Raw genomic sequence first — 16,360 nt, 5'->3', positions numbered from 1 at the left:
ACGCATCGACGAGGGCCGTCCACCGGACGGCCCTCGTCGGCGTTCACTCAGAAGAACGTTCGGGCTTGGCAGGTTCGTCGCCGACGGGTCGTGACGTGTCCACTGCGGGCTCCTCCGCGACCGTGCGCGCCTCGATCACCTCGCCGAGGTACCGCACGACCACCGCCACGGCCGCCGCGACCGGGACGCTGAAGAACGCGCCCGCGATGCCGTAGAGGCTCGTGCCGGCGGTGACGACGAGCAGGACGACCGCCGCGTGCAGCCGCAGCCCGCGCGACTGCAGGATCGGTTGCAGCACGTTGCCCTCGACCTGCTGCACCACCACCACGATGACCAGCATGATGATCGCCGTCGTCGGCCCGTTGCTGACCAGCGCCACCAGCACCGCGAGCGCACCGGCGACGAACGCGCCCACGATCGGGACGAACCCGCCCAGGAACGTCAGCGCGGCCAGCGGCACCGCGAGCGGCACCCCGAGGACCAGCAGTCCGAGCCCGATCAGCACCGCGTCGATGAGGCTCACGGCCGCCTGGCTGCGGATGAAGCTGCCGAGCGTGGCCCACACCCGCTCCAGCACCGTGGTGACGTGCCCACCGGCCCGCTGCCCGATGATGCCGCGCAGCCACGGCGTGAACCGCATGCCGTCCTTGACGAAGAAGAACGCCAGCAGCAACGCCACGACCGTCGTGACCAGCCCCGACGTCACCGCGCCCGCTCCGGTGAGCAGCCCGGTCGCGATCGACCCGATGCTCGACTTGACCTGCTGCACGCCCTGGTCGATCAACCGGTCGAGGTCGGTGCCCTTGAGGTTGAACGGCGGCCCGGCCACCCACCGCTGCGCCTGCTGCACCGCGTCCTGGGCGCTGCGCGCGATCTCCGGAACCCCGGACGCGATCGACGACGAGATCGCCGCCACCACCCCGCCCAGCACCACGAGCCCGCCGAGCAGCACCGTCGTCGCGGCCAGCGCGGCGTTCCACCCCTTCGACATCAGCCACCGCGCCGGCGGCCACAGCACCGTCGTGATGAGCAACGCCAGCAACACCGGCATCACCACCACCCACAGCTTGCCGATCAGCCACGTCAGCATCCAGAAGCCGAGCGCGGCCAACGCCACCCGCAGACTCCACCGCGCGAGCCAGCTCACGCCGTGCCCGATGGCCTCGCCCTTGTCCGTCCAGCTTCGATTGCGATCCACGAGGTCAGTCTCTCGTGATCTAGCCCGAACGGGTGTCAGGACGCGCGACTCCGTTACGACTTCGCGGCCCGCCCCCAGAACGCGTCCTCCTCGGCGGGGTCCGCGGTGAACAGCCACACCTCGACCACCTGCTCCCCCTCGACGCGCCCCGGCACCGTCCATCGCGGCGCCGGGGCGCGTCGCGACCTGTCCCTCGCGGACCTCGCCGGCCCGATCGCCAACAGGTGGACGGCGGCGTCGAGCAGGTGTTCACGGGTGCGGCGACCGCGGTCGGCTGCCTTGGGCACCCGCCTGACTCAGCTCTCCGCCTTTTTGGTGAACGCTTCGAGCACCTCGGCCCACCCACCGGTGTTGTCCTCGTGCGCCCGCACCCGCACCTCCTCGGACGCCGCGAGCGCCGCGAACCCGCTCTCCACCACCCGCAGCCGCACGCCGGCCCCCTCCGGCGTGAGCGTGAACTCGACCAGGGTGGTGTTGTCCGCGGTCAGCTCCGCGCCGGCGAACGCACTGGCCCACCGGTACGCGACGTAGGACTGCGGCGTCACGGTCTCCACCCGCACCGGGTAGTCGCCGTGCTGCTCGTTCCTGCACAGCGTCGTCTCCCCCTCGACCGCCGTGCCGGACGGCTGCGACGCCACCCAGAACCCCGGCTCGGTCACCAGCTGCCAGACCCGGTCCAGCGACGCCTCGATCAGGGTCTCGCGTTCGATCCGGTCCACGCTCACGACAGGCTCCTCAGTCCGGCTTCATTTGCAACCACAGGGTTGCACATCATTCGACCGATCTGCAACTGCCAGGTTGCACCAAGTGTGGCCGCGGAACGCGGTCGAGCACCCGTTTCCCCCGGCGAGGGCGGCGACCGCCACCCGGACGAGTGACGACTAAGATCACCGCGGTGACCACCTACGACGATCTTGAGCACCTCGACACGTCGGTGCTGCCGGAGCGCCAGCAGAAGATCCTGGTCGCCATCCGCGACTGGGTGGTCGAGCACGGCTACTCCCCCAGCACCCGCGAGATCGGCGAGGCGGTGGGCCTGCGGTCCTCCTCCTCGGTGTCGAAGCACCTGGCGGCGTTGGAGGACAAGGGTTTCCTCAAGCGGGGCGCCTCGGTGACGCGGCCGATGGACGTGCGGGTCTTCCTGCACGAGCCGGCGACCGCCCGCTCCTCGGCCGACTCCGTCCCGGTGCCGGTCGTCGGTGACATCGCCGCCGGGTCGCCGATCTCGGCGATCGAGCACGTGGACGACGTGCTCAGCCTGCCGCGCGGACTGGTCGGCCGCGGCGGCAACGTGTTCGCGCTGCGCGTGCGCGGTGACTCGATGGTCGGCGCGGCGATCTGCGACGGCGACATGGTGGTCATCCAGCAGACGCACGAGGCGCACAGCGGGCAGATCGTCGCCGCGATGATCGACGAGGAGGCGACCGTCAAGGTCTACCAGCGCCGCAACGGGCACGTGTTCCTGGAGCCGCGCAACCCCGCCCACGAGGTCATCGACGGGGACAACGCGACGATCCTCGGGGTCGTCGTGTCGGTGCTGCGCAGCGTCTGAAGCAGGAGCTGCACCACGCCCAGCAGGTACAGCAGCAACGGCCCCCGGCTCACCTGCACCAGCAACCCGATCGGCACCGGCCCCAGGACGCCGAAGTGGCACCACACCGCCACCACCGCCGCGAGCACGGACAGTCACAGCCGTCGCAGGCCTTGCCGATCCCCCGCACCTCCACCATGCGCCCAGGATCAGTGGGAATAGCCGGGCGCCCCACGCGTTAAGGTAGATGCAAACGCATAGAACTTCAGACAGAAGGAGGCGGGGACCGTGCAGTTCGGAGTGTTCTCGGTGAGCGACATCACCAGGGATCCGGTGAGCGGCGAGACCCCCAGCGAGGCCGAGCGCATCGACGCGATCGTCCAGATCGCGCAGAAGACCGAGGAGGTCGGGCTCGACGTCTTCGCGATCGGCGAGCACCACAACCCGCCGTTCTTCTCGTCCGCGCCGACCACCCTGCTGGCCGCCATCGCGGCGACCACGCGGAAGCTGGTCGTCAGCACCGCCACGACGCTGATCACCACCAACGACCCGGTGCGCATCGCCGAGGAGTACGCGATGCTGCAACACCTGGCGAAGGGTCGCATGGACCTGATGCTGGGCCGCGGCAACACCGCGCCGGTCTACCCGTGGTTCGGTCAGGACATCCGGCAGAGCCTGCCGCTGGCGCTGGAGAACTACAACCTCCTGCACCGGTTGTGGCGCGAGGACGTCGTGGACTGGGAGGGCAAGTTCCGCACGCCGTTGCAGGGCTTCACCTCCACGCCGCGGCCGTTGGACGACCTGCCGCCGTTCGTGTGGCACGGGTCGATCCGCACGCCGGAGATCGCGGAGCAGGCCGCCTACTACGGTGACGGCTTCTTCGCCAACAACATCTTCTGGCCCAAAGAGCACTACATGCGGCTCATCAAGTTCTACCGCCAGCGGTTCGCGCACTACGGCCACGGAACGGAGAAGCAGGCCATCGTCGGTCTCGGCGGGCAGGCCTACATCGCCAAGCGGTCGCAGGACGCGCTGAACGAGTTCCGCCCGTACTTCAACGAGGCCCCCGTCTACGGCCACGGGCCGCGGATGGAGGACTTCATGGCGCAGACCCCGCTGTCGGTCGGCAGCCCGCAGGAGGTCATCGACAAGACGCTGACCTTCCGCGAGCACTTCGGCGACTACCAGCGCCAGATGTTCCTGATGGACCACGCCGGTCTGCCGCTCAAGACCGTGCTGAACCAGCTCGACCTGCTGGGCGAGGAGGTGGTTCCGGTGCTGCGCAAGGAGATCGAGGCGCGGCAGGACCCGGAGACCGCCAAGCCGCCGACGCACGCGGTGCGCCTGAAGGCCAAGTACGGCGACGGACCGGTCCGCCAGCCGCGGCCGAACGCCAACCGCGGCGACAACGTCACCGGTGGCTCGCCCTACCAGGACTCCGAGTGAGGTAGGCGCGGTGACCAGGGCGAACGAGGCGTGGGAGGCGCTGATGACCTCCTACGCCGTGCTCGTGAAGCGGTTCAACGCCGAGGACGTGTGGGGTGAGCTGAGCATGCGCGAGTACGACGTGCTCTACACCCTGTCCAAGTGCGACGGTCCACTTCGGATGAGCGAGCTGAACCGGCACGTGCTGCTCAGCCAGCCCGCCCTGTCCCGCATGGTCGACCGGCTGGTCGACCGCGGGCTGGTGGACCGCTGCCCCGATCCCGGCGACCGGCGGGGTGTGCGCCTGTCGCTCACCCCGGCCGGCCGGGAGACCCAGCAGGCGATCGGCCGCCCGCACGCGCGCAGCGTCACGCGCGCGTTGAGCGTCCTCACGCCGCAAGAACTCGACCAACTCGCCGCGATCTGCGGCAAGCTCAGCCAGAGCGAGGAGTAATGGGCACCACCTTCCAGCTCGCCGTCGTGTCGGCGGGCACCAGCGACCCGTCGTCCACCCGGCTGCTCGCCGACCGCGTCGCCGGCCGCGTCACCGCACTGGCCGGGCAGCGGTCGCTGACCGTGCGGACGCAGGTGGTCGAGCTGCGCACGCTCGCCACGGAGATCGCGAACGCCCTGGTGTCGAACCACGTCGGCCCCGGGCTGCAGCAGGCGATCACCACGTTGCAGCACGCCGACGCGGTCGTCGCCTCGACGCCGGTCTACAAGGCGGGCGCGAGCGGCCTGTTCACGTCGTTCTTCCAGGTCCTCGACAACGACCTGCTGATCGCGAAGCCGGTCGTGCTCGCCGCGACCGCCGGCACCGCCCGGCACGCACTCGTGGTCGACGACCAGATCCGCGGGCTCTTCGCCTACCTGCGGACGGTGGTCGTGCCGACGTCGCTGTTCGCGGCCACCGAGGACTGGACGGACCCCGCGCTGAACAAGCGCATCGACCGCGCGGCGCTGGAACTGGTGGCGCTCATGGCCTCCGGTTTCGAGAAGCAGGTGCGCGAGGAGTCGTGGGGCAGCTACCAGCACGAGTTCGGCAGCGCGGGCGGTACCGAGCTGTCGATCGACCTCGACTCCGACCTGATGCGGCTGGCCGCCGGCGGTTCGACCGGCAAGTAGCGCCGCGCCAGAGGCCCGCGCCGCGCGAGAGCTCCTCGCGCGGCGCGGACTTCGCGGCCGAGTAGAAGCCGTTGTCCCCCAGCACCTTCGCGGTGAGCGAGCCAGCGAACCCGGCGGGCATCTCCACGAAGGCGTCCACGCCCGCCATCCTCGCCCCGGACCCCGGTGGTGCACCCCGGGCCTCACCCGCGTGGCGCGACCTCCATCTCGCCGAGGCGCGACCAGTCGTCCTGCTCGACGACCTGGCTCACGATCCGCGGCGTCTCCGCGAGGTACTGCGGCAGCTCGGCCTGCGCGGCCTTGAAGTGGTCGGACTGCACGTGCGCCGCGCCCGCGTCACCGTCGCGGAACGCCTCCACGAGCACGTACTCGGTGGGGTCGTCGAGGCTGCGCGACCAGTCGAACCACAGGCAGCCCGGCTCGGCCCTGGTCGCCTCGGTGAAGGAGCGGGACAGCTCCGGCCACGCGTCGGCGTGCTCGGGCAGGACCGGGAACTTGGCGGTGATGAAGATCAAGGAGGCCTCCTTCTGCGGTGATCACCACCGAGCCTAGGGGGTGCCCAGTCTGCCCACAGCCCGGCCGGTGGAACCCGGCCGCAGTGCGCGGCACGCGCTGCGGAGTGCGCCGACCTGCGCGACCATCGGCGCCGTGCCCGAGATCGACACCCGCAGGCGGAACCTGGTCGTCGCCGCCGTCCTGCTCGCCATGCTGCTGGCGGCGCTCGACCAGACCATCGTGTCCACCGCGCTGCCGACGATGGTCGCGGACCTCGGCGGTGGCGCGCACCTGTCGTGGGTGGTGACGTCCTACCTGCTGGCCGAGACGATCATGACGGTCCTGATCGGCAAGTTCGGCGACCTCTACGGGCGCAAGCGGACGTTCCTCATCAGCGTCGTGCTGTTCCTGGTCGGCTCGTTCTTCGCCGGCTGGTCGGAGTCGATGGGGATGCTGATCGCGTTCCGCGCGGTGCAGGGGCTGGGCGCCGGCGGACTGATGGTCACGTCCACGGCGATCATCGCGGACGTCGTTCCGCTCCGGGAGCGCGGCAAGTTCCAGGGGTTCGCCGGTGCGGTGTTCGGCATCGCCACGGTCGCGGGGCCGCTGCTGGGCGGGCTGTTCGTGGACCACCTGAGCTGGCGGTGGGCGTTCTACGTCAACATCCCGCTCGGCGTCGCGGTCATCGTGGTCGCCGTGGCGGCGCTGCCCGCCATCAGGACGGACGCGCGGCCGAAGATCGACTACGCGGGCATCGCGCTGATCGCGCTCGCCGCGACCGGGTTGACGCTGGTCACGAGCTGGGGCGGCACCGAGTACGCGTGGACCTCGCCGACGATCCTGGGGATGGCGGCGGGTTCGGTCGTGCTGCTCGTGGCGTTCGTGCTCGTGGAGCAGCGGGCCGCGGAACCGATGCTGCCGATGCGGTTGTTCCGCAGCCGGGTGTTCACGGTGTCGGGCATCCTGAGCTTCGTCGTCGGGTTCGCGATGCTCGGCGGCATCACCTACCTGCCGATCTACCTGCAGTACGTGCGCGGTGAGTCGGCCACGGCGTCCGGGCTGTGGATGCTGCCGCTGATCGCGGGACTGATGGCCACGGCGCTGCTCACCGGCACCACCATCAGCCGCACGGGCAAGTACCGGCTGTTCCCGCTCATCGGGTCCGCGGTGCTGACGGCCGGCCTGTTCCTGATGTCCAACCTCGGCACGGACACCAGCTACTGGCTGATGGGCGCGTTCATGGTGGTGCTGGGCGCAGGCATCGGCCTGGTGATGCAGGTGCCGGTGATCGTCGTGCAGAGCACCACCGGCTACAGCGACCTCGGCGTGGCCACCTCGGGCATCAGCTTCCTGCGCACGATGGGCAGCTCGTTCGGCGTCGCCCTCTTCGGCACGATCTACGCCAACCGGCTGCCGGAGAACGTCGTCGTGCCCGACGGTGTGGACCCGCGGGCCATCGCGAGCCCCGCGGCCGTGCACGCCCTGCCCGACGTCGTCCGTGCGCCGATCGTCGCCGGGTACGCCGAGACGGTGCAGACGATGTTCCTCATCGCCGCCCCGATCGGCCTGGTCGCGCTGCTGGTCGCCGTGTTCCTGCCCGAGGTGCCGCTGCGGGACACCTCCCGCGCCGCCGCGACCGGCAACAGCGGTGTCGGCGAGAGCTTCGCCGCGCCGCCGTCGAACTCCTACGACGAGCTGCGCAAGCTGGTGTCCGCGGTGGTGGCGAGGTCGCGGGAGGACCCCGGCGCGGCGGTGCTGCGGCGCTCGGGCGTCGGCCTGCCGCTGGAGCAGGCGTGGCTGCTCGGCCGGGTCTACAAGGCCTCCGCTGACGACGGTGTCGCGACGTTGGACGAAATCGCCGCTATGACGCAGGTGCCCGGCGGGATCTTCGCCCCGACCGCGCAGGCACTGGTCCGGTCGGGGCACCTGGCGTTCCACGACGACGGCTACCGCTTCACCGACCAGGGCGCCGAGGTGTTCACGCAGCTCGTGCGGGCGTGGCGGCGGTGGCTGCTCGACCAGCTGCAGGACTGGCACGAACCCGACCACCGGGACTTCGCGCGGGCGCTCGACTCGTTCACCGACGAGCTGATCGAGAGCGGTCGCGCGCTGAGCCGCACCTGACGCCGGACCTCCACCGCGGCGAGCGGCCGGCGAGCTACGCCGGCATCGACTGGTCCAGCTCGACGCTGGCCAGCATCCGCTGCGCTCGTGAGAAGTCCCGCAACTGCACGGAAAGCAGGTCCAGGGCCGGTTCCAGCACCCGCACGGGCACCCCGCGCGCGTTGAGCACGTCACCGGTCCACGCCATGAAGCCGTGGAACAGCGAGTCGTCGTCGACGTACAACGCGGTCGCGAGGAAGTCCACGATGTGCGCCAGGTCCTCGGCGGTGTGCTGGCGCTGCTCGGCGCTGTAGGCGCGCATCGCGGGCACCCGCTCCTCCAGCCCGCGGAACACCGCGCGCACGAGGTCGTTCGCGGTGCGCTTGACCAGCGTGTACTCCTGGTCGGCCAGGTGCGGCAGGTCGTCGATCGGCTGGTGCGGCGAGGTCGGCACCGGCAGCTTCTGCGACAGCAGCATGTCCGCGGCGGACCGGGCGTCGGCGGCCCACGCGTTGGCTCCGAACCGGCGCGCGTACTCGCCGTCCCGGCCGAAGGCCGCACCACCGACGATCACCGGCACGCCCGTCGCCTGGCACGCCGTCATCGTGGCGTGCGCGACGGGCAGCCTGGTCGCGATGGAGCTGGACAGCGCCAGCACGTCCGGGCCGGTGCGGTGCAGGTGGGTGATCAGGTGCGGGGTCGGGACCTGCGCGCCGAGGTAGTCGACGGCGAACCCGCGCAGCGACAGCACCTCGGCCAGCAGCCGGGCGGGCAGCGCGTGCCACTCGCCGTCCACGCAGGCCACGGTCACGCGCCCGTGCGTGGGCTGCTGCCGCGGCCGGGTGATCGTGAGCGCCGTGACCGCGCGTTCGTTGATGGCGGTGATCGCGTGCTCCTGCGCGACGCTGATCCGGCTCGCCGCCCACTCGCGGCCGACCCGCTGCTGCACGGCGCCGATCACGTCGAGCAGCACGAACTCGTGCCCGTACCGGTCCGCGGCTTCGAGCACGAGGTCGGTCGCCCGGTGCTCGTCACCGTCCAGGACGGCCTCCCAGAGCGCGTCGAGCGCCGTCACGCGGACCTCCGCCGGGGTGCGGTGACCGACATCACCGCGATGTCGTCGTGGGCACCCGCGCCGACCCAGTTCGCCGCGAGCATGTGCACGTGTTCGACCAGCGCCTCGGCGGGCATGCCGCCGCACGACGCGAGCGCGCGCCGCAGCCGTTCCTCGCCGAACTCCTCGTCGCCGAGCGGTCCGCCCACGGCCTCGATGATGCCGTCGGTGTAGAGCAGGCAGGAGTCACCGGGGCCGAGCAGCACCTCGTCGGTGGTCGTCGTGATCTCGGGCAGGATGCCGACCAGCGTGCCGCGCGTCTTCGCGGCCTCGACCAGGCCGTTCGCGCGCACGATCAGCGGCGGCGGGTGCCCGCCCGAGGTGAGGGTGAGGCGCAGGCCGTCGTCGACCGGCCGGACGGTGCCGACGACCACGGTGATGAACCGCGACCGGTCGGTGGTGAGCAGCGCCTGGTTGAGCGCGCGCAGCACCCGGTCGTGGTCGTCCACGACCTGCAGCAGCGCGTGCAGGGTCGTGCGCACCTTGCCGGTCTGCACGGCCGAGTCGAGACCCTTGCCGCACACGTCGCCGAGCACGACGAACAGCTCGTCGTCCGGCAGCTCGTGCACGTCGTAGAAGTCGCCACCGACCCGTTCGGTGTCCGCGGCCGCCCGGTAGCGCCCGGCCAGCTCGACCCTGTCGTAGCGGCGCAGCACCGGCGGCAGCAGGTCCCTGGTGAGCCGTTCGGTGATGACCGCCTGCTGGGTGAACAGGCCGGCCGCCGACATCGCGACGCCCGCCCGTGAGGCGAAGAGCCGCGCGAACGCCTCCTCGTCCTCGCTGAACGGCTGGTCGCGGCGCACCAGGATCAGCGCGCCGGCCGGCACCCCGTGACCGGGCAGCGGCGTGACGACGATCGACACGACGTCCTTGGCCAGCCAGTCCGGCGCCGCGGCCGGGTCGATCCACCGCGACGGCACCGGCGGGAACCCGCGCAGCGCCTCGCCGAGCCCGATCACCTGCTCGACGTCGAGGTGCTGCAGCTCGTGCGTGGGCGACCCGCCGCGCACGCAGCGCGTGACGGGGTGCCCGTGGCCCGACTGCGGCGCGATGACCAGCGCCTCGTCCGCGAGGTGGGTGGCGGCGAGCTCGGCGACGACGGTCATGCAGCGCTCGGGGTTGAGCGAGGTCATCAACGCGCTCGACATCCGCGTCAGCAGCGCCGTCCGCTCGCGCTCCAGCTTGAGATCGGTCTCGTCGAGCAGCCACCAGGTGACCGAGCCGTCCTCGTTGTCCACCCGGTGTGCGGCGTAGGTGCGTTCGGAGACGCTGACGGAGTCGCCGTGCTGCCACTGCAGCTCGGCGACCTGGGAGGGGAAGATGCTCTTGGCTGCCTCGTTCATGCCGTGCACGGCACCGGCGGCATCGGCGACAAGTGCTGGGCACGGCGAACGCAACCAGTTCATGACCGCGACCACGTGTCCCAGTGTCTCACCCGAAACTGATCAAGAACAACGTTTGGCAGCCGCGTGGCGCGGGTAGGGACCCTCACACGACCTCCACCGTCACCTCGATGGTGTCACCCGGTTCAACCTGTTGCTTCTTCCGGACGGCGGCCTTGACCGGCAGGACGTAGCAGCCGCTCGCCTTGTCCGGGAACACCGAGGTCGACCAGCTGCTGGTGCCGACGCCGGCCCGGACCTTGACCGAGCCGAAGCCCGCGCCGGGGGTGGCCAGGTCGCGGATCTCGTCCGAGACGTCCTCGGGCAGTGTGACGAACGTCCAGGTGTCCAGGCGGCGGGCCTCCCACAGCCAGAGCTCCGCGTCGAAGACGAACATCGGTCCATTGTCCCGTAGTCGGCGATTGCCCCAAGAGCGGCATCAAGCCCGTCCCGGTTCATCCATCCGGCAGCACGAGGTGACCACCAGTCATCTCAACCCGCTCGATGATTCCCCCGTTGTGGTGACGAAGGCCACCGACCGAATCGGTCGGTTTACCTACCGAATCGGTCGGTGAACGCCGTAAAGTCAGGCTCATGCCACGCCAGCCCAGGACCGGAGTCGACGAGTCGATCCTCGACGCCGCCGCGGCGTTGTTCGCCCGCCACGGCTTCGAGCAGACCTCGCTCAAGGCCCTCGCGGACGCCGCCGGCCTGTCCAAGGCGGGGCTGCTGCACCACTTCCCCAGCAAGGAAGCCCTCTTCGAGGCCGCGTGGGAGCAGAGCCGCGTCATCTGCCGGCACGTGCTCGACCTGGTCAGCGACCTGCCGGCCGGACCGGGCCGTGAACGGCGCGCGCTGGAGCTGCTCACCGACTACGCGCTCGACCGGCCGGGCATGGTCGCGCTGCTGTTCCGGTCGATGACGGCACCGGGCGAGGACCCGCAGCAGGCGCAGGACGAACTGCTGCTCAACGAGATGTTCGTCATCGAGCCCGAGCAGGAACTGCCCCGCGCGATCCGGATCGTCGGCGCGCTCAGCGCCATGGCCGTGCTGACCCTCCTGGCCAACCAGGAGGGCGACAAGACGACGTGGCGCCCCTTGATCCTCGCTACCTGTTATGACGCACTCGGGCACCGGGAGGCCTGAACACCATGGCGAAACTGCTCTACCGGCTCGGACTCGGTGCCCACCGGCACCGCCTCCCGGTCGTCCTCATCTGGCTGCTCGTGCTGGTCGGGTCCGGTGTCGGCGCGTTCACGCTCGGCGGTGAGACGTCCAACGCGATGTCCATCCCCGGCCAGGAGTCGACGACGGCGCTGGAGCGCATCCAGCAGAAGTTCGGCACCGGCGAGACCGCGCAGGCCCGCGTCGTCGTGCACGCGCAGGACAAGCTGCCCGCGCACGCCCAGGCCGTGACCGAGCTGGTCGGAGACCTGGGCAAGCTCGACGGCGTCACGTCCGCGACGAACCCGCTGGACCCGGCCCGGCCGAGCGTCAACAAGGACGTCGACACCGGCTACAGCACCGTCACCTACGACGTGAAGCCCGGCGAGGTCACCGCTGACCAGCGGACCGCGTTGCTCGGCGCCGTCGACAAGGCGCGGGCGCAGGGCCTCACGATCGAGGTCGGCGGCACCGCGATGCAGGAGACGCCGCACGTCGGCGGCCCGACCGAGGCCATCGGTGTCGTGCTCGCCCTGGTCGTGCTGGCGCTGACCTACGGCTCGCTGGTGACCGCCGGCATGAACCTGCTCAGCGCGGGCATCGGCGTCGGCATCGGCACGCTCGGCATCACCATCGCCACCGGATTCATGGACCTGCAGTCGACCACGCCGATCCTCGCCTCGATGCTGGGGCTCGCGGTCGGCATCGACTACGCGTTGTTCATCATCAACCGCTACCGGCAGGAGCTGCGCCGGGGTGCCGACGTCGGCCACGCCGTCGCCACCGCGGTCGGCACCGCCGGGTCCGCCGTCGTCACCGCCGGTCTCACCGTGGTGATCGCGCTGGTCGGCCTGGTGATCGCGGGCATCCCGTTCCTCACGCAGATGGGCGTCGCGGCCGCCGCCACGATCGTCGTCGCCGTGCTGATCGCCATCACGCTCGTGCCCGCGGTGCTGAGCATGCTCGGCCGCCGCGTGCTGACCCGCAAGGAGCGCTCCGCGTCCGAGGCCGAGCCGGTCGAGCCGAAGGACCGCGGTGTCATCCGCGGCTGGGGCGGCCTGGTCACCAAGCGCCGCGTCACCGCGCTGCTGCTCTCGGTCGTCGCGCTCGGCGTCGTCTCGATCCCGGTCGCGTCCATGGACACCACGCTCATCCAGCGGCCGCCGGCCGGTTCCACCCAGGAACGCGCCGACCAACTGCTGGCCCGCGGGTTCGGCGAGGGCTTCAACGGCCCGATCATCGTGCTCGTCGAGGGCGACAACGCCGCCGCGACCGCGACCAAGGCCGCCGAGCCGCTCTCGAAGCTGTCCGACGTCGCACTGGTGACGCCGGCCCAGCCCAGCGCCGACGGCGGGTCCGCCATGGTCACCGTCATCCCGAAGTCCGGCCCGGACACCGCGGAGACCGAACAGCTCGTCGCCGACCTGCGCACCGAGCTGTCCGACCTGGACGGCGGCAAGGCCTACGTCACCGGTGCCACCGCCGTGAGCGTCGACGTGGCCACCTCGCTGGACCGCGCGCTGCCGATCTACCTGGCCGTCGTCGTGGGCCTCGCGCTGGTGCTGCTGGTGCTGGTGTTCCGCTCGCTGCTCGTGCCGCTGGTGGGCGTGCTCGGCTTCCTGCTGACCATCGGCGCCTCCCTCGGCGCCACGGTGGCGGTGTTCCAGTGGGGCTGGCTGTCCGGCGCGGTCAACCTCGACGGCACCGGCCCGTTGATCAGCCTCACGCCGATCCTGGTGATCGGCATCCTGTTCGGACTCGCCATGGACTACCAGATCTTCCTGGTGTCGCGGATGCACGAGGCGCACCACCGCGGCGCGAAGCCGATCGAGGCCATCACCACCGGCTTCCGCCAGGCCGCACCGGTCGTCGTGGCCGCCGCGCTGATCATGTTCTCGGTGTTCGCGGGCTTCGTGCCCGCCGGCGAGCCCACCGTGAAGTCCATCGCCTTCGCGCTGGCGGTCGGCATCTTCGTGGACGCGTTCGTGGTCCGCATGGTGCTGGTGCCCGCCGCGCTGGCCCTGCTCGGTGAGCGCGCCTGGTGGCTGCCGAAGTGGCTGCGCTGGCTGCCGGAGCTCGACGTCGAGGGCACCGCGCTCGACGACCTGCCGGCCGCGAAGAAGGCGCAGGAACCCGTCGCGGTGAGCTGACCCCGACACGCGACTCGCCCCAGGGCTCTGACGGAGCCCTGGGGCGAGTTCGTCGTTGCAGGCCAGTCTCGTTCAGGTCAGTCTCGGTGCAGGTCAGGCGACCTGTCCGGGGTGGGTGTGCGTCTCGGTGGCCGCCGTCTGCCGGTCGGCGCGGGCGAGCATGCGCCGCACCCACCTGGCCCACCGTGCGCGGTGGCGGCTCCACCGCTCCCCCGAGGTGCTCGACGACGGTCACCTCGGCCGTGTCGGGTCTCTCGACCGCGATGGCCCAGCCGTGGCACTCGGTCCACAGCAGCGCCACCTCGTGGTCGGGGTGGCCGGGCAGCCGCCCCTCCACCGCGATGTAGAGCCTCAACGGCTTCTCGCTGTCCACACAGGAGGACTCTCCGCTGAGGCCGAGCTCCCGCGTGACGCGGAGCGCGTAGTCCAACGCCGGCGTCATCATGCCGTCACCGCCTCTCGTACCAACGGGGCAACAGCGCCGACTGCTTGACGCAGGGGCCGAGTACCCCGTTCTGCGGCAAGGCAACCGCGCGAACGCCAGGGCTTGCGCGCCACCGCCTGCGCCCCGTACGACAGGAGGGTGACCCTCCGCAGCGCGCACTGGTACGCAGGGCAGGACCGCAACGCCTACATCCACCGCGCCTGGATGCGCCGCGGCACCCCCGACGACGCGTTCTCACGTCCGCAGATCGCCATCGCCAACACCGCCTCCGACCTCACGCCGTGCAACGCGCACCTCGGCGAGGTCGCCGCCGCGGTGTCGAACGGCGTGTACGAAGCCGGTGGCATCCCGTTGAACCTGCCGGTGGTGTCGCTCGGCGAGACCAACGTCCGCCCCACCGCGATGCTGTGGCGCAACATGGCCGCGATGGCGGCCGAGGAGATGCTGCGCGCCAACCCGGTCGACGGCGTGGTGCTGCTCGGCGGCTGCGACAAGACGATCCCCGCGCTGCTGATGGCCGCCGCGTCCGTCGACATCCCGGCCGTGGTGGTGCCCGGTGGCCCGATGCTGACGGGCACGTTCCGCGGGGTGCCGCTGGGGTGCGGCACGGACGTGTGGCGGCTGTCGGAGGAGGTGCGCGCGGGCACGTTGTCGCAGGAGCAGTTCCTCCGCTCCGAGTCGGCGATGATCCGCAGCCGCGGCCACTGCAACACCATGGGCACCGCCTCGACCATGGCGCTGGTGGCGGAGGCGCTCGGCACCGTGGTCCCCGGTGTGGCGGGCACCCCGGCACCGGACAGCAGGCTGCTGGAGGCCTCCCACGGCACCGGCCGCCTCGCCGTTCAGCTCGTGGCGGAGGACCGGCGCCCCAGCACGTTCCTGTCGAAGGCGTCGTTCCACAACGCGATCGTGGCGCTCGCGGCGATCGGCGGCTCGACCAACGCCGTGGTCCACCTGCTCGCCATCGCGGGCCGGCTCGGCGTCGACCTGGTGCTCGACGACTTCGACCGCATCGGCTCCGGCGTGCCGCTGCTGGTGGACCTCCAGCCCGCCGGCCGGTTCCTGATGGAGGACTTCCACCGCGCGGGCGGCCTGCTCGCGGTGCTGCGCGAGGTCCGCGACCTGCTCGACCCGGCCGGTGTGACCGTGACCGGCCGGCCGCTCGTCGACCACCTCGACGACGCCCCGATCTGGGACCCCGAGGTGATCCGCAGCCGCGCGCAGCCGATCATCGCCGAGGGCGGCATCGCCGTGCTGCGCGGCAACCTCGCCCCGCAGGGCGCGCTGGTGAAACCGGCGGCCGCGTCACCGGAGCTGTTGCGGCACAGGGGAAGGGCCGTGGTGTTCGACAGCATCGAGGACTTCCACGCCCGCATCGACGACCCGGACCTCGACGTGGACGCCGGCTCCGTGCTGGTGCTGCGCGGCTGCGGCCCGCGCGGCTACCCCGGCATGCCGGAGGTGTCGAACATGCCGTTGCCCAAAAAGCTGCTGGAGCAGGGCGTCCGCGACATGGTGCGGATCTGCGACGGCCGCATGAGCGGCACCGCCTACGGCACGGTCGTCCTGCACGTGGCCCCCGAGGCCGCGGCAGGCGGGCCGCTCGGCCTGGTGCGCACCGGTGACGTGATCGTGCTCGACGTGGCGAACCGGCGCATCGACGTGGAGGCACCGGACTTCCTCGACCGCACGCCGAGCCCGCGGATGACCGCCGCGTTCGCGGCTCCCCGGCGTGGCTGGGAACGGCTCTACGTCGACCACGTGCTCGGCGCCGACACCGGTGCCGACCTGGACTTCCTGCTGGGGTCCAGCGGGTCGGAGGTCAGCAGGGAGTCGCACTGAGCCGCTTCGCGTCCCAGACCAGGAACAGCCCGAGGAGCAGCCACAGCACGGCGAAGACGCCGTGTTCGAGGTGGTCGCGCGACGACCCCGGCTCCGTCGCCAGCGACACCACCTGCGCGAGGTTGTTCGTGATGCTGAACGCGATGAACGCCACGCCGATCCCGGTGAGGACCCGCACCCCGGCGGGTCTGGGCAGCAGGCCGCCCGCGTAGGTCCCGAGCGCCACCGGACCGGCCAGCACCCCCAGCAGGCCGGCGTTGACGAGCACCGTTCCCACACCCGGCACCAGTGCCGTCACGGCCAGCAGCACACCGCTGATCACCGCGACGACGGCGAACACCCGGACTGCGATCTTGAGCACGACCTCTCCCCCCAACTGCTCCGAA

General features: G+C 71.2%; 16 protein-coding genes and 1 pseudogene. 8 read left to right on the top strand and 9 right to left on the bottom strand.

What is annotated here, in order from left to right:
* Positions 1-43: 43 nt before the first annotated feature.
* Genes ACZ7CF_RS21175 through ACZ7CF_RS21165 form a run of 3 tightly spaced genes read right to left on the bottom strand, consistent with a single transcriptional unit; the run spans position 44 to position 1,923 of the window.
* Positions 44-1,198, bottom strand: a complete 1,155-nt coding sequence (locus tag ACZ7CF_RS21175; protein ID WP_360401319.1) for an AI-2E family transporter — start codon at positions 1,196-1,198, stop codon at positions 44-46.
* Between the two features lie 53 nt (positions 1,199-1,251).
* Positions 1,252-1,485 carry a hypothetical protein gene (locus tag ACZ7CF_RS21170; RefSeq protein ID WP_470370332.1) on the bottom strand — a complete coding sequence of 78 codons (234 nt, stop codon included), beginning with the start codon at positions 1,483-1,485 and terminating at the stop codon, positions 1,252-1,254.
* 9 nt (positions 1,486-1,494) lie between these two features.
* A complete protein-coding gene (locus tag ACZ7CF_RS21165; protein WP_360401316.1) occupies positions 1,495-1,923 on the bottom strand; it encodes an SRPBCC domain-containing protein in 429 nt (142 codons plus the stop codon).
* A gap of 170 nt (positions 1,924-2,093) precedes the next feature.
* On the opposite strand from ACZ7CF_RS21165, the gene lexA reads away from it, so the two are divergent.
* From lexA to ACZ7CF_RS21145, 4 genes are all read left to right on the top strand, one after another.
* Positions 2,094-2,750, top strand: a complete 657-nt coding sequence (gene lexA / locus ACZ7CF_RS21160) for a transcriptional repressor LexA (protein WP_470370331.1) — start codon at positions 2,094-2,096, stop codon at positions 2,748-2,750.
* Positions 2,751-3,017: 267 nt separating this feature from the next.
* Positions 3,018-4,175: an LLM class flavin-dependent oxidoreductase gene (locus ACZ7CF_RS21155; protein WP_360401310.1), complete on the top strand. Its 1,158-nt coding sequence runs from the start codon at positions 3,018-3,020 to the stop codon at positions 4,173-4,175.
* A gap of 10 nt (positions 4,176-4,185) precedes the next feature.
* Entirely contained in the window at positions 4,186-4,608 is a 423-nt protein-coding gene (locus tag ACZ7CF_RS21150) for a MarR family winged helix-turn-helix transcriptional regulator (protein ID WP_360401307.1), read from the top strand.
* The gene (locus tag ACZ7CF_RS21145) at positions 4,608-5,279 is read left to right on the top strand and encodes a CE1759 family FMN reductase (protein WP_458431673.1); all 672 of its coding nucleotides are present in this window, start codon (positions 4,608-4,610) and stop codon (positions 5,277-5,279) included. The genes ACZ7CF_RS21150 and ACZ7CF_RS21145 overlap by 1 nt, the downstream gene beginning before the upstream one ends.
* Positions 5,280-5,461: 182 nt before the next feature.
* Here the strand turns inward: ACZ7CF_RS21145 and ACZ7CF_RS21140 are convergent, their stop codons facing one another.
* A complete protein-coding gene (locus ACZ7CF_RS21140) occupies positions 5,462-5,794 on the bottom strand; it encodes a putative quinol monooxygenase (RefSeq protein ID WP_360401301.1) in 333 nt (110 codons plus the stop codon).
* A gap of 133 nt (positions 5,795-5,927) precedes the next feature.
* Here ACZ7CF_RS21140 and ACZ7CF_RS21135 point away from each other — a divergent pair, with 133 nt between their 5' ends.
* Positions 5,928-7,898: an MDR family MFS transporter gene (locus tag ACZ7CF_RS21135; RefSeq protein WP_470370330.1), complete on the top strand. Its 1,971-nt coding sequence runs from the start codon at positions 5,928-5,930 to the stop codon at positions 7,896-7,898.
* A 34-nt stretch (positions 7,899-7,932) separates the two neighbouring features.
* On the opposite strand, the gene ACZ7CF_RS21130 is transcribed toward ACZ7CF_RS21135, so the two are convergent.
* The 3 genes from ACZ7CF_RS21130 to ACZ7CF_RS21120 all read right to left on the bottom strand — a co-directional run bounded on the left by ACZ7CF_RS21130 (position 7,933) and on the right by ACZ7CF_RS21120 (position 10,770).
* On the bottom strand, positions 7,933-8,952 hold the full coding sequence (locus ACZ7CF_RS21130; protein WP_470370329.1) for a cobalamin B12-binding domain-containing protein: 1,020 nt from the start codon (positions 8,950-8,952) through the stop codon (positions 7,933-7,935).
* Complete coding sequence (locus ACZ7CF_RS21125; protein ID WP_470370328.1) at positions 8,949-10,334, bottom strand: PP2C family protein-serine/threonine phosphatase; 1,386 nt, start codon at positions 10,332-10,334, stop codon at positions 8,949-8,951. The genes ACZ7CF_RS21130 and ACZ7CF_RS21125 overlap by 4 nt, the downstream gene beginning before the upstream one ends.
* 145 nt (positions 10,335-10,479) lie before the next feature.
* Positions 10,480-10,770, bottom strand: a complete 291-nt coding sequence (locus tag ACZ7CF_RS21120; RefSeq protein ID WP_470370327.1) for a DUF1905 domain-containing protein — start codon at positions 10,768-10,770, stop codon at positions 10,480-10,482.
* Positions 10,771-10,967: 197 nt separating this feature from the next.
* On the opposite strand from ACZ7CF_RS21120, the gene ACZ7CF_RS21115 reads away from it, so the two are divergent.
* Both ACZ7CF_RS21115 and ACZ7CF_RS21110 read left to right on the top strand, forming a co-directional pair.
* Positions 10,968-11,519, top strand: coding sequence for a TetR/AcrR family transcriptional regulator (locus ACZ7CF_RS21115; RefSeq protein WP_458431670.1), 552 nt, complete (start codon positions 10,968-10,970; stop codon positions 11,517-11,519).
* A 5-nt stretch (positions 11,520-11,524) separates the two neighbouring features.
* The gene (locus ACZ7CF_RS21110) at positions 11,525-13,687 is read left to right on the top strand and encodes an MMPL family transporter (RefSeq protein WP_458431669.1); all 2,163 of its coding nucleotides are present in this window, start codon (positions 11,525-11,527) and stop codon (positions 13,685-13,687) included.
* Between the two features lie 187 nt (positions 13,688-13,874).
* Here ACZ7CF_RS21110 and ACZ7CF_RS21105 read toward each other — a convergent pair.
* A pseudogene (locus tag ACZ7CF_RS21105) lies at positions 13,875-14,129 on the bottom strand (DUF6292 family protein); the annotation flags it as partial.
* 141 nt (positions 14,130-14,270) lie between these two features.
* Here ACZ7CF_RS21105 and ACZ7CF_RS21100 point away from each other — a divergent pair.
* Entirely contained in the window at positions 14,271-15,974 is a 1,704-nt protein-coding gene (locus ACZ7CF_RS21100; RefSeq protein ID WP_470370326.1) for an IlvD/Edd family dehydratase, read from the top strand.
* Here the strand turns inward: ACZ7CF_RS21100 and ACZ7CF_RS21095 are convergent.
* Positions 15,955-16,335, bottom strand: coding sequence for a hypothetical protein (locus tag ACZ7CF_RS21095; protein WP_470370325.1), 381 nt, complete (start codon positions 16,333-16,335; stop codon positions 15,955-15,957). The two genes, ACZ7CF_RS21100 and ACZ7CF_RS21095, sit on opposite strands and share 20 nt — an antisense overlap.
* Positions 16,336-16,360 lie beyond the last annotated feature (25 nt).

The organism is Lentzea sp. NPDC036955 (assembly GCF_055608005.1).
The sequence above is the reverse complement of the archived record's forward strand: the minus strand, read 5'-3'. Positions and strand labels throughout refer to the sequence as shown.